At 31.9% G+C, this 26,670-nt stretch carries 20 protein-coding genes; 16 read left to right on the top strand and 4 right to left on the bottom strand.

Annotated elements, in window-relative coordinates; translation table 4 throughout:
* Positions 1–47: 47 nt before the first annotated feature.
* From LD125_RS03160 to LD125_RS03150, 3 genes are all read left to right on the top strand, one after another.
* On the top strand, positions 48–278 hold the full coding sequence (locus LD125_RS03160; RefSeq protein ID WP_250136615.1) for a hypothetical protein: 231 nt from the start codon (positions 48–50) through the stop codon (positions 276–278).
* Positions 279–545: 267 nt separating this feature from the next.
* Complete coding sequence (locus LD125_RS03155; protein ID WP_250137643.1) at positions 546–1,604, top strand: ABC transporter ATP-binding protein; 1,059 nt, start codon at positions 546–548, stop codon at positions 1,602–1,604.
* A 111-nt stretch (positions 1,605–1,715) separates the two neighbouring features.
* A complete protein-coding gene (locus tag LD125_RS03150; protein WP_250137644.1) occupies positions 1,716–5,072 on the top strand; it encodes an ABC transporter permease in 3,357 nt (1,118 codons plus the stop codon).
* A 39-nt stretch (positions 5,073–5,111) separates the two neighbouring features.
* On the opposite strand, the gene LD125_RS04030 is transcribed toward LD125_RS03150, so the two are convergent.
* From LD125_RS04030 to proC, 3 genes are all read right to left on the bottom strand, one after another.
* On the bottom strand, positions 5,112–7,823 hold the full coding sequence (locus LD125_RS04030; protein ID WP_250137645.1) for a lipoprotein: 2,712 nt from the start codon (positions 7,821–7,823) through the stop codon (positions 5,112–5,114).
* A gap of 119 nt (positions 7,824–7,942) precedes the next feature.
* A complete protein-coding gene (locus LD125_RS03140) occupies positions 7,943–8,872 on the bottom strand; it encodes an alpha/beta hydrolase (RefSeq protein WP_250137646.1) in 930 nt (309 codons plus the stop codon).
* 147 nt (positions 8,873–9,019) lie between these two features.
* Positions 9,020–9,835 carry a pyrroline-5-carboxylate reductase gene (proC, locus tag LD125_RS03135; protein WP_250137223.1) on the bottom strand — a complete coding sequence of 272 codons (816 nt, stop codon included), beginning with the start codon at positions 9,833–9,835 and terminating at the stop codon, positions 9,020–9,022.
* A 116-nt stretch (positions 9,836–9,951) separates the two neighbouring features.
* Between proC and LD125_RS03130 the strand changes: the two genes are divergently transcribed.
* The 9 genes from LD125_RS03130 to LD125_RS03090 all read left to right on the top strand — a co-directional run bounded on the left by LD125_RS03130 (position 9,952) and on the right by LD125_RS03090 (position 16,567).
* Positions 9,952–10,266: a DUF1904 family protein gene (locus tag LD125_RS03130; RefSeq protein ID WP_250136609.1), complete on the top strand. Its 315-nt coding sequence runs from the start codon at positions 9,952–9,954 to the stop codon at positions 10,264–10,266.
* Positions 10,267–10,368: 102 nt separating this feature from the next.
* Positions 10,369–11,883: a lysine--tRNA ligase gene (gene lysS, locus LD125_RS03125; RefSeq protein WP_250137647.1), complete on the top strand. Its 1,515-nt coding sequence runs from the start codon at positions 10,369–10,371 to the stop codon at positions 11,881–11,883.
* A complete protein-coding gene (locus LD125_RS03120; RefSeq protein ID WP_250137648.1) occupies positions 11,883–13,136 on the top strand; it encodes a hypothetical protein in 1,254 nt (417 codons plus the stop codon). Before lysS ends, LD125_RS03120 begins: the two co-directional genes overlap by 1 nt.
* A gap of 236 nt (positions 13,137–13,372) precedes the next feature.
* Positions 13,373–13,678, top strand: coding sequence for an HNH endonuclease (locus LD125_RS03115; RefSeq protein WP_250137649.1), 306 nt, complete (start codon positions 13,373–13,375; stop codon positions 13,676–13,678).
* Between the two features lie 77 nt (positions 13,679–13,755).
* Entirely contained in the window at positions 13,756–14,586 is an 831-nt protein-coding gene (locus LD125_RS03110) for a DUF3800 domain-containing protein (RefSeq protein ID WP_250137650.1), read from the top strand.
* Positions 14,587–14,860: 274 nt separating this feature from the next.
* Positions 14,861–15,319 (top strand): 30S ribosomal protein S6, encoded by a 459-nt coding sequence (gene rpsF, locus LD125_RS03105; protein WP_250136605.1) that lies wholly within the window; start codon positions 14,861–14,863, stop codon positions 15,317–15,319.
* A gap of 27 nt (positions 15,320–15,346) precedes the next feature.
* A complete protein-coding gene (locus tag LD125_RS03100; RefSeq protein WP_250136604.1) occupies positions 15,347–15,820 on the top strand; it encodes a single-stranded DNA-binding protein in 474 nt (157 codons plus the stop codon).
* A gap of 18 nt (positions 15,821–15,838) precedes the next feature.
* Positions 15,839–16,063 carry a 30S ribosomal protein S18 gene (gene rpsR, locus LD125_RS03095; RefSeq protein ID WP_250136603.1) on the top strand — a complete coding sequence of 75 codons (225 nt, stop codon included), beginning with the start codon at positions 15,839–15,841 and terminating at the stop codon, positions 16,061–16,063.
* A 93-nt stretch (positions 16,064–16,156) separates the two neighbouring features.
* Complete coding sequence (locus LD125_RS03090) at positions 16,157–16,567, top strand: hypothetical protein (protein ID WP_250136602.1); 411 nt, start codon at positions 16,157–16,159, stop codon at positions 16,565–16,567.
* Positions 16,568–16,605: 38 nt separating this feature from the next.
* On the opposite strand, the gene LD125_RS03085 is transcribed toward LD125_RS03090, so the two are convergent.
* Positions 16,606–21,819 carry a hypothetical protein gene (locus LD125_RS03085; RefSeq protein WP_250137651.1) on the bottom strand — a complete coding sequence of 1,738 codons (5,214 nt, stop codon included), beginning with the start codon at positions 21,817–21,819 and terminating at the stop codon, positions 16,606–16,608.
* 213 nt (positions 21,820–22,032) lie between these two features.
* Between LD125_RS03085 and rplI the strand changes: the two genes are divergently transcribed.
* The 4 genes from rplI to LD125_RS03065 all read left to right on the top strand — a co-directional run.
* The gene (gene rplI / locus LD125_RS03080; protein WP_250136600.1) at positions 22,033–22,488 is read left to right on the top strand and encodes a 50S ribosomal protein L9; all 456 of its coding nucleotides are present in this window, start codon (positions 22,033–22,035) and stop codon (positions 22,486–22,488) included.
* 30 nt (positions 22,489–22,518) lie between these two features.
* Complete coding sequence (gene dnaB / locus LD125_RS03075; protein WP_250136599.1) at positions 22,519–23,862, top strand: replicative DNA helicase; 1,344 nt, start codon at positions 22,519–22,521, stop codon at positions 23,860–23,862.
* Positions 23,863–23,968: 106 nt separating this feature from the next.
* Positions 23,969–25,480, top strand: coding sequence for a hypothetical protein (locus tag LD125_RS03070; RefSeq protein WP_250136598.1), 1,512 nt, complete (start codon positions 23,969–23,971; stop codon positions 25,478–25,480).
* Positions 25,481–26,191: 711 nt separating this feature from the next.
* Positions 26,192–26,670, top strand: a 479-nt coding sequence (locus tag LD125_RS03065) for a hypothetical protein (protein ID WP_250138376.1), incomplete at its 3' end; no start/stop codon positions are given.

Below are 26,670 nucleotides of genomic sequence, written 5' to 3'. Positions count from 1 at the left end.
ATCAAGTTCTTTTTATAAAATTAAACAAGAAGTAGAGGTATAAAGCGATGGAAATGAATACTTATTGTGCTAAATGCAAAAATAAAGGTCCTGTAGTTGATGTTAAGGTAGGAAATGAAGATAATCCTGTTCAGGTTTCAATGCAGTTGTGCTATGGTTGTTTTGAAGAAAGCTTTAACAAAGATGCTGATGATTCGGTTTATTATTTAGATGATTATGAAGATGACGAAGCAGACGATCTTGATGACGAATTTGATAACACGTTTGAGAGTGATTAATTCAATTTGTTGCCTCCCACAATAGGGAGGTTTTTCTTTTCTATGATAAAATCAGGAAGACATTGTTTTAACTAGTGGTTTGATAGTTTTGTTAAACCACTAAATTAATAATCATTATTTAAACAGTTAGAAGGAAATCTTGAGCATAGATTTTAGTCTATCAGGATAATGGTTATTTTGACTTGATAAAAAACAAACTTGAAAAAAGAAAATAGTTGATAATAGTATAAAATTATCAGCAAGAGAAGGAAGAAGGTGCTTTGAGGAATGCCATTAAAGAGTAGAACTAAATCAGCTAAAACCCCAAAAGTAAAAAAGACTAAACCTAAAAAAACCGAAGAAGCTAAGGTTAAGAAAAAACACCTAAAAAAACCAAAAACTAATAAAAGATCAGCAAAGGGAAGAGCAGAAGAATTATTAGATAGCCATGGTGATAAAAACTTAACTGGTAGTGATGCTTTTCTTGACCTTGATTTACCAGAGATTGAAGATACTGGGATTAAAGCATTGAAACAAATTCAAAAACGTCAAAAACAATTAACCTCAAAGTATTCAAAAGAAATCTTAAATGGGACAGTTGTTACTACTACGCATTATGATCCTAACTTAGAGAAACACGTTATTGAGTTAAATGATGTGACTAAGTCTTATTTAACTGGAGATGTAGAAACCCAAGTTTTAAAGGGAATTGACATTAAGTTAAATAAATCTGATTTTATTGTTATTTTAGGACCATCTGGTTCAGGAAAAACAACCTTCTTGAACACCATTTCTGGTTTAGACAAAGCAACAAAAGGGGATGTCTTTGTTTTGGGATATAACCTAAGTTTGTTAAAAGATTCTCATTTAACCAAGTTTAGAAGAAAACACGTGGGATTTATCTTCCAACAGTATAATTTATTGACGAACTTAACTGCTAAAGAAAATGCTGAAGTTGGAGAAAATCTATCAACAAAAAAACATCCTGAAATGGAAATTGAAGATATTTTTGCCACAATTGGAATGAAAGACCAAATGAATAAATATCCTCACCAAATGTCAGGGGGACAACAACAACGGGTATCAATTGCACGAGCCTTAGCAAAAAATCCTGATATCTTGTTTGCTGATGAACCAACTGGGGCTTTGGATGAAGAAATGGGACGGAAAGTATTACAAATTTTAGTTGATGTTAACAAACTTTATAAAACAACTGTAATTGTGGTTACTCATAACCCTAATATTGCTAAAATTGGAAACACGATTATTCACATTAAAAACGGGTTGATTGATAAATTAGAACGCAATGCCCATCCAGCAAATCCTGAAGATATTGAGTGATCATAAAAGAAAGACCAAAAAGGTCTTTTTTTGTTTCTTTTTAAAACAATAAAAATAATTAACTTTATTTTATAATCTCAATATGAGAATGTAAAATAAAAGGGGTCTTGGGTACCAATGTTAAAACTATTTAAGAGCTTTCATAATTTAAGTTTTGCCAAATGACTTCAATCTTTAGCGTTCGTTTTGTTTATTTTTCTTTTTTCTGCCTTAACAACAGGAATTGTTTCTACTCCTTTGCAGATTATTAATGTAACAGGTGGGATTAGTGATAAACAAGCGGGATGAGATTATAGTTGAAAACCCCGATTAAATAATTTTACTGACGATTATCTTTTTGATTACTTTGAAAGTATTGATGATAATGGTAATTACAAAAATTCTTTGCAAACTAATCTTTTTAATTGAGAATATGAGTATAAAGGTTTGCTTTTAGACGACTATTTTAGAGAGTATTATAAGGAACGTTTCAACGCTAGTGATCGTGATTATCAAACTAATCGTAGTGATTTTTTAGGTAACTTTATTAAAAATAATTTATATGCCTATGGAAATTTATATAACCGAATGGTTTATCTTTATCCAGTTAAAGGACAAGAATCATCAACCAAGACCAACTATGTCAGTTTGGATGATCTTTTAACCAGTTCGTGAGATGAGTATTCTAAACTAAACTATGATCAGGTTTATAAGAAAGTTGTTGAAGATTTACCAATGATGATCAACTGAAATGATAAAGTGAGTATTGATGCAAATTTTATTCTTGATTATAGTTGAGCATCAATAGGACACAATGAAACCTTATTTAATCTTGAACCTTTAAATTTAGGAAAAACCAACAATGTAGTTGTTTTTGAAGGATTAAAGAACTTGAAAAACATGCAAGATGATGAGGTTTTGATTAATAACAAGTACGCTCAGAAAAATAATTTAAAGATTGGTGATGAAATTGAGTTAAATAATTTTGGTGATGAGACAATTCACCAGAAGTATAAAATTGTTGGTTTTGCTAATAAGATCAATAACGTTTTTCTTGAAAACCAGTTAAGTAATGAATATGACAAAATCAATAACAGTGTTTATGTTTATTTGACAGAAAATGAGATGGAAAACTATGTCAGTTTCTTTTATAAAAATTCTAATTCTATTGAAGCACCACTAAGAAAAGATCCAGTCAAAGCTGACGTTTTCACCACCACCAGAATTAATGCTTATGGTAATAAAAAGAATTTTCGTAAGTTTGCTAGCAAACTGACTACTGATGAAATCCTTGTTAAACCAATTGAGGTTAGTAAGTACAATAATTTAAGTTTTATTAAAACTATCCAACTTTATATTGTTGAAGCTGCAATTTTTATTGTGATTGGATTTATTATGTTAATTCTTTCCACTGGTTTTATTAATTACTGTTTAAAAAAAGAATTAGACCAGTCGGCGCCTCAAATTGGGGTTTTAAAAGCAAATGGTTTTCCTTCCGAAAAGATTGCCTTTATCTTTTGAACTCGAGTTTTAATGTTGATGTTAATTGGTTTTGGTTTAGGGTTTGGAATGAGTATCCCGATTCAAGGTTTGGTCCACGACATTATCGTGGTGAATACTTTTGTAGTAATTAAAACTCATCTGTTTAATCCGTGATTTATAACCATTGTTGTTGCTTTTATCCCTTTGCTACTATCACTTGTTAGCTTCTTGACTTTAAATAATTACTTAAAGAAAAGTTCTCTGGAGTTAACCAACTTTAAAAGTGTCCAAAGCATGAAACAAAAGAAATTCAATTCTTTAGCTGCGATTTTTCCAACTAGATTGACAAAACATCGTTTGGTGATGAAGGATGCTCTTAAAACGTTCTTTTTAACCTTACTACTAGTACTAGCTAATTTGATAATCTTAGTGGAATTTAATGCCCGAACGTTTACCAACCGTTTGATTGATAACTGAAGTACGGTTTATGATAAGAACACTAATTCTGCTTTTAATAATGGGTATCAATTTCAATGACAAATAGAAACCTATGGAAGTTACTCCTTTGCTAACAGTGACTTATATAATATGGACTATATTGGTTATAATGACCAAAAAGATTTAAAAGAGATAGTAACTAATGATTCAAAAAGTACAATCTTGACTAATGAGATCCAAGATTATCTGGCAATTGATCGAAACTTAGTGCAAAATTGAGTTTTGATAGCTGCACAACTCCAAAAGATTTATCATACTGACATCAATCATGCCTCAATTAGTTTTCAGTTATTGCAACAGTTTTTAATTCAAGGTTCAGATGATTATGAACAAATTGCTCCATTTCTACCAGACCAAAATCAGGGAGACGCTATGAATGAAGAAATTAAAACAACTTGACTCCCTAGTCTTCAAATTCTTAGTGATTCGTTAATTAATCCTGACCCGTTAATTACTTTAAATAATGCTTTTGTGCAAGAAAAAATTGATTTTCCTGTGTTAAAGTTTGATTTGGCTTCACCTGGTTATTATTACAAGAGTAATGAAAATTGAAAGCTTTATTTAGTTGATGATAATAGTTACAACCTTTTTAATCTAAGTGGTGATAAAGTAGCTAACCTTAAGAAGCTTCAAGACCAAACTTTACCAGACCAACAACTTCCAGTAATTATTTCAAAACACTTTGCTAAACTAAACAATATGAAAATTAATAAGGTCTTTCAAGTTTCGCTTTCTCAAGATAATTACAATATTTTAGTGCCATTAAAAATTGTGGGAATTAATGAAAATGATAATTATTCAAACAACATTTATGGAATTCGAACAATTCTGATGAATAAGTTTCTTTCGACAATTCCACCTTCTCCTCTGTATAATGAAGTTTTTACCAAACGGCAATTTCTTCATTTTGACCAAGATAATTCTGTTGCTGCAGCAAAAATGGATACTAATTATTTCAATTTCTTCTATCCTACATCAAATGATGGTGAAGTTTTTCTGGGTGATCTTGTCAATAATTACAACGCTACTTATAGTTATGTTAACTGGTTTAATTTAGGGACAAATAACTTTTTACCAATTGATTTATCAAAGCGTTTAGCCCAAGAAAAAGTGCATGAATTTTATGCTTTAATTGACTTGTTAATCGGAGCAACCGTTTTGATTGTTCTAGTGCTTTATCTTGTCTTTTTATTAGTTAATGTTAATGAAAAACGGAAGATAATCTCAACTTTTAAAGCGTTAGGTTATAACAATTGAGAAATTAATTTAAGTATCCTTGGAAAGTACTTTATCAGTGAATTGGTTGCAATTGGTGGAGGTCTGGGAATTAGTTATTTAATGTGATGAATTGCAGTAAAAGAACTTTATGTGCAAGCAGAAGTGATTATGAATAATCCCTTTAGTTGAATTGTTTTTGTTATTGTCTTAGTGATTATGATGGCAGTTTTATTAATTGGTGCCTTCTCATCTCAATATTTAATTAAAACAGTCTATAGTAAAAATGATGAAGATTAAAAAAAGACACCAGGGGGGTGTCTTTTTTATCGATTTATTTTAACTTTGAGGAATAACAATTTTAAATGTTATTGGTCAATAACCCTTAACATTCTTAATTTCAATTGTCGCTCCATTCAACTTACTATCTTTGATTTGGAAAACTGTATTTGTGACATTTTTGTTATTGTCAAAAGCAGTTCAGAAGTACCAACGATCAGTTGTGACATTAATAACATTATCATCAGCATCCTTAACAACGATGTTATTTTCATCTAAAACAAGATCATACAACGAAAAGTACATATTATTACTGTCGTATTGTTCACTTCCATAATCAGCAGTGAAAGTCTTATTAGTCTCATCATACTTCCCGTTTGAAACGTCAGGGTTAACAACTACGTTTTGATCTTGAGGAATAGCAACATTGAAAACAATTGGTCAATATCCCTCAATTCCTTTGATTTCAATTGTCGCTTCATTTAGACTGTAATCATTAATGGTAATAGTAGTATTTTCATCACTTGTTTTGAAACTTCATCCGTTTGTAGTAATTGTTCCACTACTATTCTTAACTACGATATTATCAGCACTCAAAACATGATTTAACTCAAAACTCATTTGATGATTCTCTTCTTGATAAGTACTATTTCCATAACTCGCAGTAAAAGTCTTGGTATTCCCATCATACTTCCCGTTTGACACGTCAGGGTTAACAACTACGTTTTGATCTTGAGGAATAGCAATATTGAAAATTTCAGGTCAATACCCATCGATGTTTTGAATGAAAGCTTTTGTGTTATTTAAATTGTAATCGTTAATAGTAATAATTGTGTCACTACCACTGATGGTTAAACTTCACCCGGTAGTGATTTTTTCACCACCATCATTTCTAACAAGTACAAAATCTTTTCCCTCTAGGGGTAAACCTTTAACTTTGAAGCTCATTTGATGATTCTCTTCTTGATAAGTACTATTTCCATAACTCGCAGTAAAAGTCTTGGTATTCCCATCATACTTTCCGTTTTTAATATCTTCAATCACGATATGTTTATCTTGGATGATTGCAATATTAAAAGTCACTGGCCAATATCCCTCAATTCCTTTGATTTCAATTGTCGCTCCATTCATGTTCGCATCTTTAATTTCAATAACAGTGCTAGCACCATCATCAGCAGTTCAGAAACTTCAACGGTTGCTTGCTTGGTCAATTACTTGTCCGTTTAAATCTTTAACAACAATTTTTTCTTCAGTTGAAATGAAATCTTTTAGTGAGAAAATCAGATGGTTATCATCATATTTACTACTTCCATAATCAGCAGTAAAAGTCTTGGTAGTCTCATCATACTTTCCGTTTCTAACATCTGGATTAACAAACACATCTTTATCCTGGTTAATGTTGATCTTGAAAACAATTGGTCAATATCCCTCAATTCCTTTGATTTCAATTGTCGCTTCATTTAGACTGTAATCATTAATGGTAATAGTAGTATTTTCATCACTTGTTTTGAAACTTCATCCGTTTGTAGTAATTGTTCCACTACTATTCTTAACTACGATATTATCAGCACTCAAAGTTACACCAATCAATGCAAAACTTAGCTCATGACCTTTATAAGTACTACTTGGGTTGCTGGCGATAAAAGTCTTTATATCAGCTTGATAACCTCCGTTGGTAACGCTTCCAACGGCAATATTTTGATCTTGATTAATGACTACATTAAAAGTCACTGGTCAATATCCATTTACATCTTGAATCCTAACTGTCGCTCCATTTAAATGGTAATCATCAAGACTAATTGTTGTCGTATTAGTGGTTGTAGTCAAACTTCATCCAGTAGTCACTTCCCCATCGCTTGTTTTAACTACAATATTATTTGCATTCAAAGTTAAATCATTAATGGTAAAACTCATCTTGTAGTCACTATACTGCGCGCTTCTATAACTAGCAATAAAGGTTTTACTATCAGAATTATAACTTCCATTAGCAACAGTGTTGTTGATCACGATTTCTTTGTCTTGAACGATTACAATTTTGAAAGTAATTGAATTATAACCATCCAAATTAATTTGAATTATCGCTCCATTTAAATGGTAATCATCGATGTGAATCGTCGTGGTGTTATCAATAACAACAAAACTTCATAACCCATCTTTAGTTTCAACTTTTGTCCCATCACTTTTAACAACATTAAGATTATTTTCACTTAGACTAACATTTGTTAACGAAAAGCGCATTACATTATCGTTGTATTGACTACTTCCATATTTAGCAGTAAACGTAGTAGTGTTTGAATTATAACTTCCGTTAATAACGTTATTAACAACGATATTTTCATCTTGGTGGATAACGATTTTAAAAATGATTGATAAATGATTATCAAGATTAATTTGAATTGTCGCTCCATTTAAACTGCTATCTTCAATTTCAAAAACAGTATTAGCACCATTTTCAGAAATTCAAAAGTTTCAAAGTCCAGCTTCTTGGTCAACATTGTTTCCTTCAACTGTAGTGACAAGGATGTTTTCTGTTTTTAAAATTACCTTGTTTAAAGAAAAACTCATTTTGTGCTCTTGGTATTTATCACTACCATATTGAGCAATAAAAGTTTTACTATCAGAATTATAACTTCCATTAGTAATGGTAGGACTAACTACAATGTTCCCATCACCATCAACGTCGGAGTTATTTTTGTCTCCACAAGCAACCACCGAGATGGCAGCAGTACTGGTTAAACCAATTGACCCTAAAATTGCTAATAATTTCTTCATTCAGTTCTTTTACCTCTTATATCTAATATAAATTAACTGTGCTAATTATAGCAACATATAAGTGTTTGATGGGAAAAAAAGACCTTAAAAGGTCTTTTTTGTGGGATTGTAATTTAATTTTAACTCAATTTTTCGTCTTTTAAATCTTTTTTAGTAATCATTTCATCAAGTTTTCATTCCTTAACTAATTGCTCATATTCTGTTTGATTATTATCCATTAGAGCAACATAACGACTAATTGCACGAACGTGAGTTTTAAAGTGACTTCTTAAAGCTTGGGTATGAATACAGTAATTATAAAGGATGTAATCATCATTTTGAATTAACTTTGCTCGTTGATCAATTAACTGCATAGTGTCAAAACCAGGAGTTACCCCATCATTTTTGGCATGGGAAAAGAAAATTGGATAACTTGGGGTGTGACCTTGCTCAATTAGTTTAAAAAGATTAGCATCAAATAAATTGATATTAGATTTAGCCTCAACCTTGTTCCCCTTTTTAAGCAGTCATTTTACTAATTGTTTAGTTTTTCGTTTTGGTACAAGGTGTAAATGACGGTTACGAACATTTTGAAATAATGATTCTAAACTGCCAAATCCACAATCAGAAATTCCGAACTTAATTTTATATTCTTGAACTAGTTTTGGATCACTTAAAGAAAGATGATTAGTAATATAAGCCCCCATACTTGTTCCTAGTAAGACGACTTGTTCAGGATTGTGGTTAGCTTTTAATCACGCCAATGCTCCTAATGTATCGCGAACCTCTTTTATTCCTAAAGTAGAAGTATCATTATCAGATTTAGCGTGCCCTCGAAAGTCAAAACTCATCACGTTGTAACCTAACTTAGTTAAAAACTGGGCGTGATATAAACCAAAGAACTTGTCTCCAGCAAACCAGTGTAAAGAAATTATTCACTTATGAGAATTGGGGTGAGGAATATAAGTCAAACCACTTAAGGTCAAGTTATCAGTGCTAGAAAAAGTAAAGAAATTAATGTTATCAAAATCATTAATAACTAACTGGGGCGTGTGGTAAAACCGTTTCATCACGTTGTTCATTTTTTTTAGTTGGACTTGGTTATGTTTGCTTCTTCTAAAAGGAATATGTCAAGGTTTAAAACAACTTCACCACAAAGCATAAACAAATTGGAGGCATTTTCTTACTCTAGTAATAATTGTTGAACGAAACATGGACTAATTTTTATCCTTTGATAACATCGCTTCGATTGCTTGATTTAAACTTGCAGCAAACTTATTTTTTTCCAAACTTAAAATTCCTTTAATTGTGGTTCCGCCCGGTGAAGAAACCACGTCAATCAAGTTTCTCGCGTTTTGGTTTCAAGCGAGTTTTTCTTGAACATAAGCTCCACTTGCCTCGACCATGCTAGCAACAATCTTTGTCGCCAAATCCTTTTTCATTCCTTGTTTGACTGCACTATTAGCAATTGCGTCAATGAAGAGATAAACAATCGCAGGAGCACTCCCAGCAATTGCAGCAAACAACTCAAAATCTTTTTCTGCAATGATATAAGTGTCGCCAAAACTATTTAAAACCGTTTCATACTTATTAATTAGTTCTTGATTTGAAGCGCAAATTGCACTAGTGGCTTGACTGATTGCAGCATTAATATTTGGCATGATTCTAATGATGTTAGGATGGTGGAAGGTGTTGGTTAACTGTTCAAGAGAGGTAGCTCCCATCATTGAAATAATCACTTTATTGTTTCATAGGGTTGTATATTTAACATCATCAACACAATTCTTAGCGAAGGTAGTCAAACTTTGAGGCTTAATTCCTAAGAAAATAACGTCATTGTTTTTTAAGAACTCTTCTAAATTGTCACTTTTTTTGATAATTTCTTGTTGAGCATTTAATTGTTCAAATTTATTTGAGTGGTGGTCAAATCCACTTAGAATGAAGTTATCAAAGGCTGGTGATTTACTCATTCCTTCAATAATTGAACCAGCCATATTACCGACCCCCAAGAAACCGATTTTTATTTTTTCCACGCTTTTCTGCCTCCGTTTTCAATAAGTTGGACCTTATTAATCTCTTCTTTGAGAAGAGTATAACTTTATTATAAGATAAGACTAACAAATAATTAGTAAAAGAAAGGATTACCAGAATGCCAAATATTCGAATTAAAGGTGCTAATAAAGCATTGGTGCAAAGTTATGCCACAAAAATTAGTGAGTTAAGTGGATTATTAAATTGTAGTGAAGACAAGATTTTTATCATTGATGAAGGTCTAGAAACTATTTATGCTGATGCTAAAGTGAAAAACCCAGTTTATGTTGTGGTGGAATGAAAGCAACGTCGTGATCAAGAACAATTAATGTCACAGCATTTGACTCAACACTTCAAGGATTATTCTAGTAGTGTTCGGGTGACTTTCCGTGATTTTGATAACCAGTGATATATTAACGGGATTAAAAGTTAGGTTTAGAGAAATATTGAACGTGTCTGAGCTAAAGCGAAGTTAGGTTTTAGGGTAAAATAATACAAATAAACATAGGTTAGTCATCAATTTTAAGGAGTAGTAATGGAAAAAAATAATGAGCGTAAATTTAGTGAGCAAGAGTTAGTTCGCAGGGAAAAGTACCAAAAACTTGTTGATCAAAACTTAGATCCGTTCCAAATTAGTAAATGGGAAAACAATACTGATTTAAAGTCAATCCGTGATAAGTACCAAGATTATTCAAAAGAAGAATTGCAAACACTTGACCAAGTTCCTGTACAAGTAGCAGGAAGAATTCGTTTATATCGTGAAGCTGGGAAGAAGGCAGTTTTTTCTAATATTCAAGATGAAAACGGAAACTTACAATTATATGTGCGCATGGATGAATTGGGTGAAGCAGCTTTTGCCTTGTTTAAAGACCTTGATTTAGGAGACATTATCGGGGTTAAAGGAATGATTATGAAAACTGATCATGGTGAACTTTCAATTCGAGTGCAAAGTTTTAGTTTGTTAAGTAAGGCGTTAAGACCTTTACCAGATAAGCATGCAGGAATTGTAGATATTGAAGAAAAGTATCGTCGTCGGTATGTAGATTTAATTATGAATCCTGACCAACTCCAATTATTTAAAAACCGTACCAAGGTGATTCGTACCTTACAACATTATTTAGATGATCGGGGTTATATTGAAGTAGAAACTCCAATTCTTCAGGCAATTAAGGGAGGGGCTGCAGCCAAACCGTTTATTTCCCATTACAACGCTTTGGATCGTGACTTCTATTTAAGAATTGCCACTGAATTACATCTAAAACGTTTAATTGTAGGAGGATTTAACGGGGTTTATGAAATTGGTCGGATCTTTAGAAATGAGGGGATGGATACCCGTCATAATCCAGAATTTACCACAATGGAGTTATATGTGGCGTACGAAGATTTCCACTTCTTAATGGATTTAACCCAAAAGTTATTCCAACTAACTAGTCTTGCTGTTAATAATAGTTTACAAATCAAGTATGGGGAAGTTGAAATTGATTTAGCTAAACCGTTTGCTAGAGTTCATATGGTTGATGCCGTTAAAACAGCTACTGGGATTGACTTTTGAAAACCAATGACTTTTGAAGAGGCTAAACAAATTGCAGGAGAAAAAGGATTAAAAGTTGAACCACACTTCAATGATGTGGGTCACATTATTAACTTATTCTTCGAAGAGTTTGTTGAAGATAGCATCGAACAACCAACCTTTATTTATGGTCATCCTAAAGCAATTTCGCCTCTTGCTAAAGCTAATAAGGATGATGATCGTTTTACTGATCGGTTTGAGTTATTTATTATCAGAAGAGAATATGCCAATGCCTTTTCAGAATTAAACAATCCTATTGATCAATACGAACGTTTTAAAGCTCAAATCCAAGAAGCTAAGCAAGGAAATGATGAAGCTACAGAAATGGACTTAGACTTTGTCGAAGCTTTAGAATACGGGATGCCCCCAACTGCAGGAATTGGTTTGGGAATTGACCGGTTAGTGATGTTATTAACTAATTCAGAATCAATTAAAGATGTTTTATTATTTCCACAATTGAAACCAAGGGATAATAATTAATGAAAATTGCATTAGTTGGTAATGGTTTGGAGATTGAGTTTCAAAAGCAATTAACTAAAGAAAATATGATTAAAAATGCTTTGGAAGGAAAGTTGAGTTACAACGGTGTAATTCAAAAATCAAACTATCCATCAGCCATTAAAGCATTTGCTGATAATCATGAATTAAGTTATGAGAATATTGATAAAAATCTTCATCGTTGAAAATGACTTGAAGAAGTTCTAAAAAGTGAAAGTAGTAATAAATCAATTGAAGATCTATTTATGGATATTGAAACTGCTTTGCAAGATTCACAAGCTGCTGCAGAATTCAAAAGTATCTTTTTAAAGTACATTGAATATTTTTCTTCAGAAGTTAAATCAGATTTTTTTGAAAAAGAAGAATCAAGATGAAATTATCAAGATAAAAAGTATCATTCTACTAAAAATAAACTAAACTTTTTAAATGAAAAATTTCGTAATTACGATTTAATTTTAACGACTAATTATACTGACTTCATTGAGAAAAATTTAAGCAATGAAAATAAAGGTAAACTTGTTCATTTGCATGGTGAATTTGACAATCAAGAAAATCTGCCTTTATTGGGTGGAGATAAATTTGCTGATTCTATAATGTTAAAAGTCGAGAAAAATATTATAGAAACACTTAAGAAAATAAAAGATGAAGAAATTGACTTAACAAAAATTGAATTAGATATCTTTGGTTGAAGTTTTAGTAATGAACACGACCTTATTCAAGTAATTATTAATATTATTCTGGATTGATATTATAGAAATTCTTATTTTAAATGAGCCCACGGAACCGATACTTATAGAAATAATAAGAAATGAGAATTTTTATATGATGAGTCACAAACTGGAAATAGACTAGTGCAACTAGAACTTAAAGTTAAAATAAAAATCAATTATTACTATTATAGCAGTACAGGAGAAAAATCTAACGACGTATCAAACGCTAAAGATTATGTTAATGATCATAAAGACTTTTGAAAAGGAATTGAGTTTTTAGGGGTAGTTACCGGATGATGAGGGGAAAAAAAGTATTGTATTCCAACAATTTCCAATCAAAAAAAATTTATGAATCAGGGTTCTGTTCATAATCAATATTCAGATGTTAAATCTCTACCTGAAAAATTACAATGGTTATTCATTGAACCAATAAAGTTTGAAACATATCCATATACAAATTTTAATTTGACAAATAATGATTTAACATCATTTAAAGATTCAAATGATAAAGATGAATCTCAATAAATGTTAGTATTATCAATAGCGGTTAGTTTAAGTCTTATAAATAAGATTATGGCAATGCTCTTGTATCCCCTAACAATTTCAAAATTGAGGGCCGAGTTCTAATGCGGAACAGATATACTCGATTCATCAAAAGTTCGATTATATCTGTTTTTTAATTCATAATTTAACTGAAAAGATAATAATATAAAATAGGAATAACTTAACTTTTATTCGTACACTATGAGAAGGAGAAATTAATGGCAGATAAAAGAGGTTCGTGAGCAAAACCAGAACGAAATTTGATTTGAAAAGATTATATTGATAATAAAATGTGAATTCGTTTCAATGAAGAATATTTATCGAATTTAGATTGAGATTGAAAACAAAAAGCACCCTGTCCACGTTGCAAAAAAATAATGTTAAAAGCACAATACGAGGGTTTTCAATCGGGACAACCCGGATCTTGGAATATTGATCATTGAGATAACAATTCCAAGAATAATAATTTAATGAATTTGTTTCCGATGCATACTACCTGCAATAATAAAAAGAGCAATGGCTAAATATTATATTTACATTGATGATTCTGGAAAATTTCGAACAGGAATTGATGGTCATGTTATTTATTCGTACTTAGTATTTGATAAAGAACAAAGAGATAATTTTAATTCAAATTTTATTTTTTATTCCTCTCAACTTAGGAAATTCTTGAGCTTCAAAAAGAAAAAAAACTTTAAAGAAAAAGTATGACAAGTCAGAAATTAAAAAATGAAATGATTGACTTGGTGAACCGATTAAAGGAAATGAACTTTCTAAAAAATATACAGAGTTAATTAAAAGCAATAACAAGAATGTGTTGAGAAAATATAATAACTTCTTAAAATGTATAAACAACTCTTTGTATTTTGGTAGCGTTAGTTGATGCAAAGAGTATTCAGCAAAGCACTTTGTCTATGATTGGACAGTAAATGATTTGTTTAAAAAAAGCATCCTTATTTTAACAATTCTTAAAACTCTACTTGATAAGAAAATTATTGTTCATGATTCTATAGTTAATATATATTTAGACGAAGAAACTGATGATAATTTGAAAAAAAATTTTAAAGAAAAGCAATTAAAAAACTTTCTTATGCAAGAAAAAAATGCTTTTTCTACTATCAAAGGAACTGAAGATAATTCTGATCAAGAAAAGAAAAATTACTATAATTTTAATCTTTTGATTTGTCAATTAAGAGATGCCGAATTGAAGATTAAAAATTTAAAATATTTAAAATCAGAACATTCTTTCCCGATTCAAATGGCTGATATTACTGCTAATTTAACCTTCAAAATTTTAAATAAAAATTTGACTATTGATGAAACGCTCAAGTATTTTTCTTCGGAGAAAACTAATATTCTTACTTACGTATTTCCAAAGTTTAAACAATTCAATATTGTTAATAATGAAGAAAGATGCTGCAAAAAATGTTAATATATATAGGACGTCAGTTGGAACAAGAAACCTGTTCCTGGTAATCTCTTGCTGTCCGTAAGCACTTACTTGTAAGTGTTAGGCCGAGAACTGACGGAGAATCGATTTGTTGGTATTGATATTCAATCCTTCAGATCGATTTTTTCGATCTAAATTATTTGCCATTACTCCTTAAAACTACTTAGTTTTTTTGCTATAATTTTATAGCGAGTTAATATCACACGAGTTAACTCCTTGGCTGCAAAGCCCATTAGACCAAAAGGAGGATACATAAATGAGAAAATACGAGATTATGTACATCTTAGACCAAGATACTGCTGAAAATACAGTAAAAGATACTAAAGCAAAGTTAGAAAAAATCTTAACTGAAAATGGCGGAAAAATTGAAGAACAAAAAGAATGAGGATTGATGGATTTCGCTTATGAAATTAATCATAAGAAAAAAGGTTTTTACTTTGTTGCAATTGTAGATACTAATGCTGAAAATATTGCTGAGTTCCAACGTGTTGCTAAGATTGATAAAAACGTTGTACGAGAAATGGTTATTAATACTGAAAAAGAACAAGATTATGTTCAATCAGTAGAATTATCAAAAACTGATATGACTAAATTTGAAGAAGAACGTAAAGAAAGAAGAACTTTCAATAAACGCAACTTCAATAGTCGTCCTCGTCCAGAAAATAGTACTGAGGAAAACAACAATACTTCAACTGAACCAAACAAAGAAGCTTAATAAAAATAAGTAAAGAAGGTAATGGAAATGAATCAAGTTCAATTAATTGGAAGATTAACCAAGAATGTCGAATTAAGAGAAAATACAAACGGAACTGCTTACTGTTTTTTTACAGTAGCAGTGAATGAGTATCGAAACGGAAAAGAACAAGCAAACTTTATTTCTTGTGTAGCTTGAGAAAACGTTGCTCGAAACATGAGTAACTTTTTAGGAAGTGGGTCTTTGGTTGGTGTTACTGGAAGATTGTCTTCAAGAAGTACCAATGATAACGGAAATTTCCAAACTATTACCAATGTAGTTGCTGATCGTGTTGAATTTTTAGAACCAAGAAATGGCGCTCGAACTCAAACCAAAGGAAATAATAATGACTATGTGCGAAACGATTCAAACTTAGACATGGATTTGGTTAACGGATTCGAGCAAGAAGAACAACCATCATCAATTAAAAGTGAACCTAAAGAAGAACTTTTTAAAGATGATGATTCAATTCTTTGAGATTAAAGAAAAGAGAATATTAAAATGATTAAAAAAGGACCAAGAAGAAAAAAACCCAATCCTTTTGCTAAGAATCAAATTAAGTACATCGACTTTAAAGATGTTGAACTATTAAAAAAATTTGTTTCTGGTAATGGACAAATCTTACCTAAACGGGTAACTGGTGCTAGTCCTAAAGACCAAAGAAAACTAGCTACTGCGATTAAAAGAGCAAGAACCATGGGTCTTTTATCTTACGTAATTGAATAACTAAAAAAGAACCTCCTAACATTTTGTTAGGAGGTTCTTTTCTTTTTTGGTAAATCAGGAGAAAATAGTAAACAGAAAGGATTGGTTTTATTTATGGAAAAACGAATCGAAAGTTATGTTAATAAATTAGAAGCTGATCAAATTACTTTTGCTCAATTTCTTCGGGATTTAAAAAAAGAATTAGGAGTATCTAGTTTAGTTTTTGATACTAAAACTGATGTTGTTGAAGCACGTTATGGTGATAATAATGAAAAAGTTATCATGAGTGGAAATCAATGACCAAAAATTAAAGAAACTGAAGCAATCGATTTAGCAGATCACCTAGTTGATCTAAAAAAAGATTGAGCGGCTCTATTAAATGATGAAAAGTATCACCAAGAATTAGGAGAATTTTTAAACAAATATAAATTAACGAAAGTTGATTTTAATTTAGAAAATGATGAAGTGAAGTTTTATTCTGGAAATACTCATTTAGTTGAAGGAATTGATTACGATAATCAATAAAATTAAAAACAACCACTTTTAAAGTGGTTGTTTTTTTATTAAATTAAACGTTTATTTTCGCTAGTTCACGTTCCAAAGGCAGTCACGATAAAGTTGTTTGTAACTCCATAAACTTGATCAGAATTAATTCCAACCAAAGTGGTTCCGCCCAACTGCTCTCCATTATAGTTATAAACCCCTTTTGTTGTGGCAATAATGTTGTTCTGAACGCTGATGATGTCATCAAGAGTTAAACCAATTAAAACACTTCCACCAACCAAATGGTTATCAAGATTGTAGACTCCTTTTGTGGTCACAATGAAATTATCACTAATAGCAAGAATATCAGCAGTGGTTAATCCTACCAAGGCATCGCCTCCCAACTGCTCTCCATCATAGTTATAAACCCCTTTTGTTGTGGCAATAATATTGTTTCCTTGACCAAGATATTCTGATTTTTGCAAGCCTCTTAAAGGTCTGATAGGAATCGAGAAACCAAGTCAACTAGTGCTGGTTTGATAGACTCCTTTGCTAGTAGTGATGATTTTGTCACTTAATGCCCAGATATCATCAGCAGTTGGTTTCCCCAGTTCTAGAGACATAACTTGTTGATCTTGAGTATTATAAATTCCTTTTGTTGTTGCTACAGCAGAATTACCAACCATCAAGATATCATCAGCAGTTAACCCTCGAAGTTTTTGAGAGTAGTAATAAAGTTCAGCAGGGAAAAGTAAAGAACTATAGGTTCTAAAAACTCCTTTGGTGGTTACAATTAGTGATTTACCAATTGAAAGAATATCACTTTTATCAAAAGTAACTCCCGAAGAATTTAATAAACTGCCACTATCATTATATAAACCTTGTTGGGTGACTACGACTGAACCACTAACTCCATAAATCGTGTCGTTGCTATAAGTTGTCAGACTTTTAGCAATTTCAACTCCTTGCTGATTAAAAATTCCTTTAGTAGTGGCGATTACAGTATCAGAAAGGCCAAGAATGTCGTTTTTAGTGAGATCTTTTAAAACATATGGGGATAATTGGCGACCGTTGATGTTATAAACTCCTCTAGTAGTAGCGATAATGTTGCCACTCATCGCTAAAATCTCATCACTACTCATCCCACTTAAAGCATCAGCAGCAATCAGATTTCCATCTTGATCATAAACTCCTGTACTGGTTGCAAAGAGGTTATCACTCATCGCTAAGAAATCTTCACGAGCAAGTGAAGTTACTTGCATCTTAAAGTGATAAGGATTGATATTATCAGCAGTTAAACTAAAGGTAACTTCACCTGCAACCTCAAAAGTATTAATAGCAGCATAATATCAACCATCACGTTCAATTAAATTAATTTTAGCAAGGTTGGTGTCTGAAGAAGTTAATTCTGGATTAACTAAATCATCAACTCTACCCAATTTGATTTCACTAGTTTGATCAGGGTTCAAATCAGGATTAAAACTTGGAATTGTAATATCAGTTTTTGTCGCAACTTCAAAGTCATAGGTTCGAGAATTTTTCATATTATCAGCTTGGATATTGATGGTTGCTTTTCCACTTCCTGTAGCTTCAAGGAATCAATTTTTGTTAGTATCTTTTTTTGGCTCAATAACAGCGTTATTTGTTGAAGAAATTACCAGGTTAATATAATCGTTTGAATTAAGATTCAAGTCAAGTTGATTACCAATTCAAATTTGGAGACGATCAAAAACGTGGTTGTAATCATGTTTGGCTTCAACATTCATTCCAAATGTTTCGCCAAGCATTCCAGAGGAGATAATTTTTAAAATTTCATTCCCTGCTTTTTTAGCTGTTAGAGTAAAGGTAATTAAGTGGTTATTATCATCAATCTCTTTTTGAACATCAACAATATCATTTCCATTAGAAAGAATATTAAGACTTTGCTTATCAGCATCAGGCATATCATAAGGGAAAAGAAAAACTGTAACTCTGGTGTTAACTTCGATTGTAGCACTTTCACCAAATCGCAAAGTACTTGGCAAATTAGTAGTTTTCATTCAAGTTGATTTTGCTAGGTTAGTATAGTCAGTGTCATCGGGAGCGGACTTAATCGTTCAAGAAAATGATGTGGGAGTAGTGAGATTAGAGTTATCACTTTCAACATTAAAGTTTGCCGTTCCAGCCTTTAAAGGATTAATGTTTATTCTTCCGCTGTTTTGATCAATACTTGCACTAATTAAACCTCGATCAATTGCATCTCCAGTTACCCGAAGGTTAACTTCTTGAGCGTAATTTTGGACTTGTAAGATCTGGTTGATGTTAACTTTTTGACTTGTACTTACTCCATCAGTATCAATATCAACAGTAGTTTCTGGTAAAACTGTGAAAGCAACATTAGTGGTTTGGGCACTATTTTTACTATTAATAACTACACTAGCACTTCCAAGACCTAAAGCTGTAACTCTAACAATTCCTCCGTTTGCTAAATCAGAACTATCAACACTAAGGATGTCTGGATCACTACTAATAGCTACTGGATCAACCAAATCTTGATAGTTGTCAACACTAAAAGTGGTGGTTTTGCGATCATCAGTTAAAACCAATCCACTTCTGGTTTGAGTGATGATTGTATTGATTTTTTCAAGAACAGTTAAAGTAAAAGAGGTGGAATTAATGTTATCTCCACTTAAAGTAATTGTGGTCGTTCCTGATCCAAGTGCACTGATGCTAAATTTTCCTGTTCGATCAATTTCAGAAACATCAGCTACTTGTTGATTTGATGATTCAATTTGTAAATTAATTAAATTTAGCGCACTAAAATCAGCAATGCTTAATTCGTTGACTTGACCAATTTTTAAACTTGATATTGGAGTTTGTTCAAAACTAATGTCATGTTTAGCAGGAACATTTAAACTAAATTCGTAGTTATTAATAGCATTATCAGCAGTAATAGTTGCTTGAATTGTTCCTGAAATTAATGGTTTAAAAATGATTGTACCACTATCTTGATTAATGGTCACTTTCAAAGCCTTGCTTGGTTGGGTAGTAATTCTAGGATTTACAAGTTGATTGAAATTGGGTAGAGTAATTACTTGGTCTTCACCAATTTCAGGACTTAAGTTTAAGGTTTCATTTGGAGTAGCAACATCAACTGGGGTAGCAACAGTCAAACTAACTTCTTTATTGGCTGTGATGTTAGCAGCACTAATAATTACTTTTGCCACTCCTGGTTTCAATCCTTTAATAGTAATCGTATTACCATCAACAAAATAACTTTCCACACTTAGAATCGTACTATCACTACTTGTCACTTTTGGATCGACTAAGTTTTGATAATCAGGAACACTAATTGTTATGGTGGCACCAACCTTCATTCCTTTTGGAGTTGTAGAATCATCTAAAACAATGGTGACACGATCAGGAATAATAAAGTCAAGATCCTTTTGGTTAATGTTATCACCACTAATCATTAAAGTAGCGATTCCTGGATTAATCGGATTAAGGGTAATATTTCCTTGATGATCATTTGTAATTGTGGCAACATTATCATCACTTGTTTGGATGTTTGGATTAATAATATCAACATAATTATCAATTTTAAGTTTGACATTTTCCCCAATTTTAGGTGTCGTGTTTAAATTCGCTTCATCATTAATTACAATATCTTCTTTTGGTAAACAAGTAATTGCAATAACTTTTTCACTAGTACTATCATCAGCACGAATGGTAATGTTTGCAGTTCCTTGAGCAATCGGTACAAGATTAATTGTTGCTGTATCTTGATCGACATTTACTCCGAGAATATCAGGATTATCACTTTGAGCACCAAGGTTAATTAGTGTTTTAGGATTTCCGATAATAATTGCTTGGGATTCACCAACTCTTGGATTTGTAATAAAGTTTGGGTTCAAAGTAGTTAAGTCTAAATTAGCTAATTTAGCATCATCAGCAACTTGAAGTTGAATTGTTTGGGGTTGAGTGATGTTAGCAGCATCAATTTTCAAACTAGCACTTCCAGCACCTTGGCCAATCAGTCTAATCGTTTCATTAGTAGCATCGATTGAATCGACTTTAAAAACGTTATTATCACTTGAAGTAGCAGTGACATTAACCATATCATTTAAATTATCAATTTTGATATCACAAGTGTGTCCGGTAATAAATCCTTGTGCCACATCATCTAAATAAGGATTAATTCTTGAAGGAATAACAAACGGAATTATTTGTTTATTGGCGTTATCAGCTTTAATGATAATATTGGCTTTTCCTGGATTGGTGGGGATAACATTAAAAGTAGCTATTCTTGTTGTTTTTCTTTGCGTCCCCTTTTGTTGATTATCATCAGTGACGTCTGCATAAGTCAGGTTAGTGACTCTTGCAACATCAGTTTGATCTGAAGCTACAGATAAGTTTTCATAGTCATCAGCATTAGTGATATTAATCTTACTAGTTTCACCAAGTTTTGGTGAGGTATTGATTTCTGTACTATTATCATCACCGCTGATTGGGGTTAAATCTAACTTTGGTTGAACTGATAAAGCGAGGATGCAAGCAGCAGTTTTGCCCTCTTTAGTACCAGTAACGTTGTCTGCAAAGATTCCGATACTTAAATCACCTTGGATTAATGGTTTGATAGTAATTTTACCAGTATCATAGTCAAGCGCAATTTTAGCTTTATTACTACCACCACTATCAATGCTGCCATCAGAATTCAAAACTGCAACTTGAAGGTTAGCGAAGGTTTGGGGATTATTTAAGATGATTGTTTGGGTTTTTTCAACACTTGGGGTGGTAGTGAAGTTGGTTTTGTCAAGATCAGTGTCTTCATCAAAATCACAATCATCAACCACCACCAAAGGTTTTGGATTTCCATCAAAGACATTTAACTTTTTACTTTTTGAAGAATTGTCTGTGGAAAGTAAAACATCTCCACTTCCTGATTTTCCTGTTGAAGTTACTTGAATTTCGCCATCATCATTTATTTGCGAAACTGTAAATAAGTTTTGATCAGCAGTGGCAGTTAAACCAAGTTCTTGAGCTTTCTGGATATCGGCTTGTTCGCTAATGACTTTAAAAGTTATTGCTTTATTCTTCGCCATGATTGGCGAAGTTTGACTAGCGCTAATATCTTTAGCGACTTTATCGAGAAACTTATTTTCTTCCTTGACTTCTGAATTGTGATTGGTGCGGTTATGAATAGCTACCCCAACTCCAGCTCCGACAGCTCCACCAATGATGATAACTCCTGCAGCAGTTGAGGAGTAAATAATAATCTTCTTGTCCTTTTTGCTGGTTTGTTTTTGCTTTGTCATTTTTCCTCCGTTTTCTTAAACCATAAGTAGAATTGGTGTCAAAATATTACTTTAATTGTTTCTTATTGAGATTATAGCAAAGAGATTTTTTGATTAGGATTTTTTACTTTAGAAAAATTTTTTTACTTTTAAAACGATAGTTTAATTCTAATTATTGGTAATCATTAAGAAGAATTAGTAGAATAAACTTATAAATTAAGTGAGGGAAAACTGATGAAGGTAATTTTTTTAAAAGATGTAAAGGGGCAAGGATTAAAAGATGAAGTTAAAGTCGTAAGCGATGGGTACGCTTTGAACTACTTGTTTCCCAATCATTTAGCGATGCAAGCCACTCTTGGAGCAACAAAATCTCTAAATACAAAAAAACAAATTCAGGGTGAAGAAAACCAGTTAGCTACTGCAGAAATGAAACAACTAAAACAAAAAATTGAAGAACTAAAACCAGTTTTTCAACTTGATATTATCCAAGATAAGGCCCAGGGATCAATTACTGCTAAAGAAGTTGTGAATTATTTAAAGGTTGAAGAAGGAATTGAAATCTCTACTAAACAATTGAAAAACTTTAATAATTTGAAAGAAGCAGGTACTTTTAAAGTGGAGATTAACCTAGAGATGGGTGTGAAAGCAACACTTGTTGTTCGAGTAGAAAAAAAAGATAAAAAGAAATAGTTATAAGTTAGAAAGAAATGGGATAAAAGCATGATTGATGAAAAAGCTAATCTGGAGATTTTAAATGAAGCTGAACAAAATGTTTTAGCAATTGCGTTAAAGTCTCCCAATGCTTTACCAGATATTTTGATTAATCTTAGTCATGATGACTTTTTTTCAGGAGCTCATAAGTTGATTTTTCAAGCAATTGAAGAATTACAGATTACTAATCAAGAAATCTCAGAAATTAATGTTGCTGACTATTTAGAAGGTAAGGGAAGGTTAGCAAAGGCAGGGAATACTTCTTATCTCTTTATGATTGCTGCGAAGTATTATTCTGATGAAAATGTTGATAGTTATATTAAAATTGTTCACGAACAAAGTGCTGAACGTCAGTTGAAAGGTTTAATTAACGAAGTTTCTAACCTGACTAAAACATCAACTAATATGCGTGAGGTTTTAGAAACAGCGCAAAACCAGTTATTAGAAATTGACTTTGACTTAAAAACCAATGATACAACTAAAATTGGTGATAGTGCCCAGGTGGTGTTAACTAAGTTAAGAAAGTTAGCTTCTTCAAAAGAAAAGTTAACAGGAATTACTACTGGATTTGCTGAGTTGGACCGGGTTACTGCAGGATTACAAGCTCAAGATTTCATTATTTTGGCTGCTAGACCAAGTATGGGAAAAACCGCCTTTGCCTTAAACCTTGCTTATAATGCCGCAAGTGATCCTAAACAAAAACAGAGAAATGGGGTAGTCATTTTTTCTTTAGAAATGCCTGGCGAACAGTTAACCCAACGGATCTTATCCCTAATGACAGAGGTTGAAGGTGATAAGTTACGACATGGTCAAGGAATTAAAAAAGAAGAATGAACCGAATTGGGAGTGGCTAAAGACACGCTTGATCACACTAGAATTTTTATTGATGATACACCAGGGATTAATGTTCAACAAATTCAGTCTAAACTGCATAAGTTAAAACGTGATGAAAACATCAACTTGTGTATTATTGATTACTTGCAATTGGTGACAACACCAGGATCAAGTGGCAACGACCGTCAAAACGAAATTTCAACGATTTCGCGTCAGTTGAAACGGATTGCTCGGGATTTGGGAATAACAATTATTTGTCTTTCCCAATTAAGTCGAAGTGTTGAAAAACGGGAAGACAAACGTCCGATTATGTCTGATTTACGAGATTCAGGAGCGATTGAACAAGATGCTGATATTATCATGTTTTTATATCGTCCTGACTATTATGTCCATGATGATGGGTCGATGCCAAGTGAGGTTTCGCCAACTCAATTAGTAATTGCTAAGCATCGGAACGGAGCTACAAAAGATATTGAACTATCTTTTTTAAAGCGATACGGAAAATTTATCGATGCTTAATGGTTTTTCCTAACTTTTATCACCATCAGGCTATCTTCTTTTTGGTGGCTAATTTTGGTATAATTTACTCATTAACGAGCTTATTAAATTTCAAGGGAGAAAAGAAGTGAAAAAATTAATTGCGTTATTGACGGTTTTTTCTGTTGCCGGCGTTTCAGCGACTAGTGTGGTGTCTTGTGGAGTAAAGACTGATCCAATTGGTATTTATCTTGGTGATGCTGACAAAAGCATTAAAGAACAAGAAACTAATATCAATAGCATCAACTATACTGCTAAACAACTAGCAACTGCTACTAATGGTTTTTCTCAATCATATAAGGGAAGAGAAGGTTATCTGGTTAACCCAGCAATGACTTTTAGTGAACTTAATGATATGTTGTTTCGGGTAATGGCAAATGATGCAAGATTAATTACTAAACCCCAAGAAAACCAAAAACAACTTCATGATTCTCGTGATACTTTTATTGGTCGGTTTGGCAATGATGCTGATGCTGCTTATCAATCAGTTAATGATAAGGGAATTTATACCCCTAGTGTTGATGGTTCGCGAATTTCAAGTTTAGAGTCTGATGAAAGTAAGTATTATGACCAGTTTGGTTATACTCATGTTAATTCAATTAATGGTTTACATGACTTAAGTGCTTATAGTGGTGATGTAAGTGGTTTAGCTGCCTTAAATGAATCAAAGACGGAAGCTAATAACTTGTTTGGTGCTGCTGATAATGATGCAAATGCTTTCTATGAAAGTTATCATAATAGTACGAAATATTCTAGTTTTGTTGGTGTGCGTTATGCTTTGAGTGATGATCAAAGTGGCAGTGTCTTACAAGAGTATAAAACCATGAGTTCGATTTTTACTTACAATAAGAACGATGGTTCAATTTCTCAAGCACCAGCTTCTTATGTGAGTTATGCATCAGCTAATAATATTAAACAAGAAGACCAAGATTCAGAAAAGACTAAACCTTTAGGACAACGCACCAAATCTGATCCTTATGCTCGTTTAATTTTGTCTGCTGCTGATAGTCTAGATCCTTTAATTGGTACTAACGCTGCACCAACGCTTAACTTACCTGATGGGCTTGATGCTGGAGGAATAATGCCAGAAAACACCACTTTTGCAGAAAAGATTAGCAGTATTAGTGCTACACCAAGTGTGGATTATGTTAATACTAAAACTAAAATTAAAGATAGTAATAATAACGATGTTGATGGTTATTCTTTTGTTTATAACCAAAATAGTTTTTATTATGCTAAAGCCAAACCAATTAAAGTCACCTATTCTTTTGCTCCTAATACTAAAACTAGTAAGGATCAAACTTATCAAATTAGTTTTACTTTAAACAATCTAGTCGAAGTATTTACTCCAATCGTTCAAAGCATTACCCAAACTGATGATCAAAAGAAGGACAATACTCAAAGTTATCAAGTTATTTGATTATTTAATGGTTATAAATTCTTCAACGTTAGTGATGATCGTCTTTATTCTCAAAACACTTTGATTAATAGCAAGGATAAAGACCAAACAAAGTATCAAGCAATGGTGGAATATGAATTGAATCATCAGTTAAGAGATTTATATACTAGTGGTTGAGAAATTAAGAAAAATTCAAATTAAGACTTGCATTGAAGTCAATTTATTCAGAAAGAAAACAGCGAAGGTAGTATTTAATTTTCGCTGTTTTTGTTTTTAAAATCTTGTCCTCTAAAAAACATGGTTTTCTGAAAAAAAGAAAACAGGTTTTTGTTATAATCAAAAAAGAAAACAAGTTTAAATAAGAAAGGTAAAAGAAAAAAGACAAACCGTTTGGTTTGCCTACTTTTAAGGGAAAAAACTAAAATCAACCCTTTAAGCATTTTTAATTAACAACAAAATACCCTGGTTTTAATAAAATAGACAGAAAGTTTCTATTTTTAACCAGAATTAGAAAAATGGTCAAATTATTAAGTTATTGTCATTAGGAGTAATCAGTCAAAAATTCATCATTAGCATGAGTTTTGTTAGATTGATGAATTTAATTAACCTAAAGGTATTAAATTATTGTTGTTTTTAAATTGAATGGTGTAATCCTTTTAAACTTAAGTCAATCTGTAAATACCTTATTGATTAAATTGTTAGTTGTTACATTAACAACTAATTACTCATATCCAACAACATAAACATTAGATTACGGCACAAAATAAGTATTATTAATCAATCAGATGACATAACTGCTGAGTGGTTGTTACAGTTTTTGTTTAGGTCTTTAATAAAATCTCTTAATAATCCGATCATTAATTATTAACAAGTTAAATAAACAAAATTAGCTTAAGTTTATGGAAGGAAATTATGAAGAAAAAACAAAACCCAAATTTAATTAAAAATGAATTTATGTGGGAGGAGCCAAAGAAAAAAACAAAACTCTATAAAAACTGAAAACTTTATGCAATTGCTTTACCAGTAATTGCAATTGCAGCGGGAACTGGATCTGGAATTTATTATGGTGTCAATGGCCATTCTAAAAAGGTTGATTTAAGCACCCTTCATCTTAATACACAATCAATTGCTGGCTTTGAAGGCATGAGTAAGGTTGATGCTTTCGAAATGTTTTTGAAAAACAATGAAAATATTTCTAATTTAGAAACCAAAGTTGAAGTTGGTGATTTTTCTCCGCCTTCATACAATTCAAATGGTAATTTAACTATAAAAGCAAAAGCTAATAGTGGGTGCAAAGGTGAAGTTGCAGTCATGATCGATACCTTTGGACAAGTAAATTTGAATAACCTTATTAAAACCGACCTGATTGGATTTGAGAACATGAATCAAGA

This window comes from Mesoplasma sp. JKS002658, from assembly GCF_023566355.1.
GTDB lineage: Bacteria > Bacillota_I > Bacilli_A > Mycoplasmatales > Mycoplasmataceae > Edwardiiplasma > Edwardiiplasma whartonense.
Note: the sequence above shows the minus strand (reverse complement) of the source record. Positions and strands in the feature narration are given on the sequence as shown.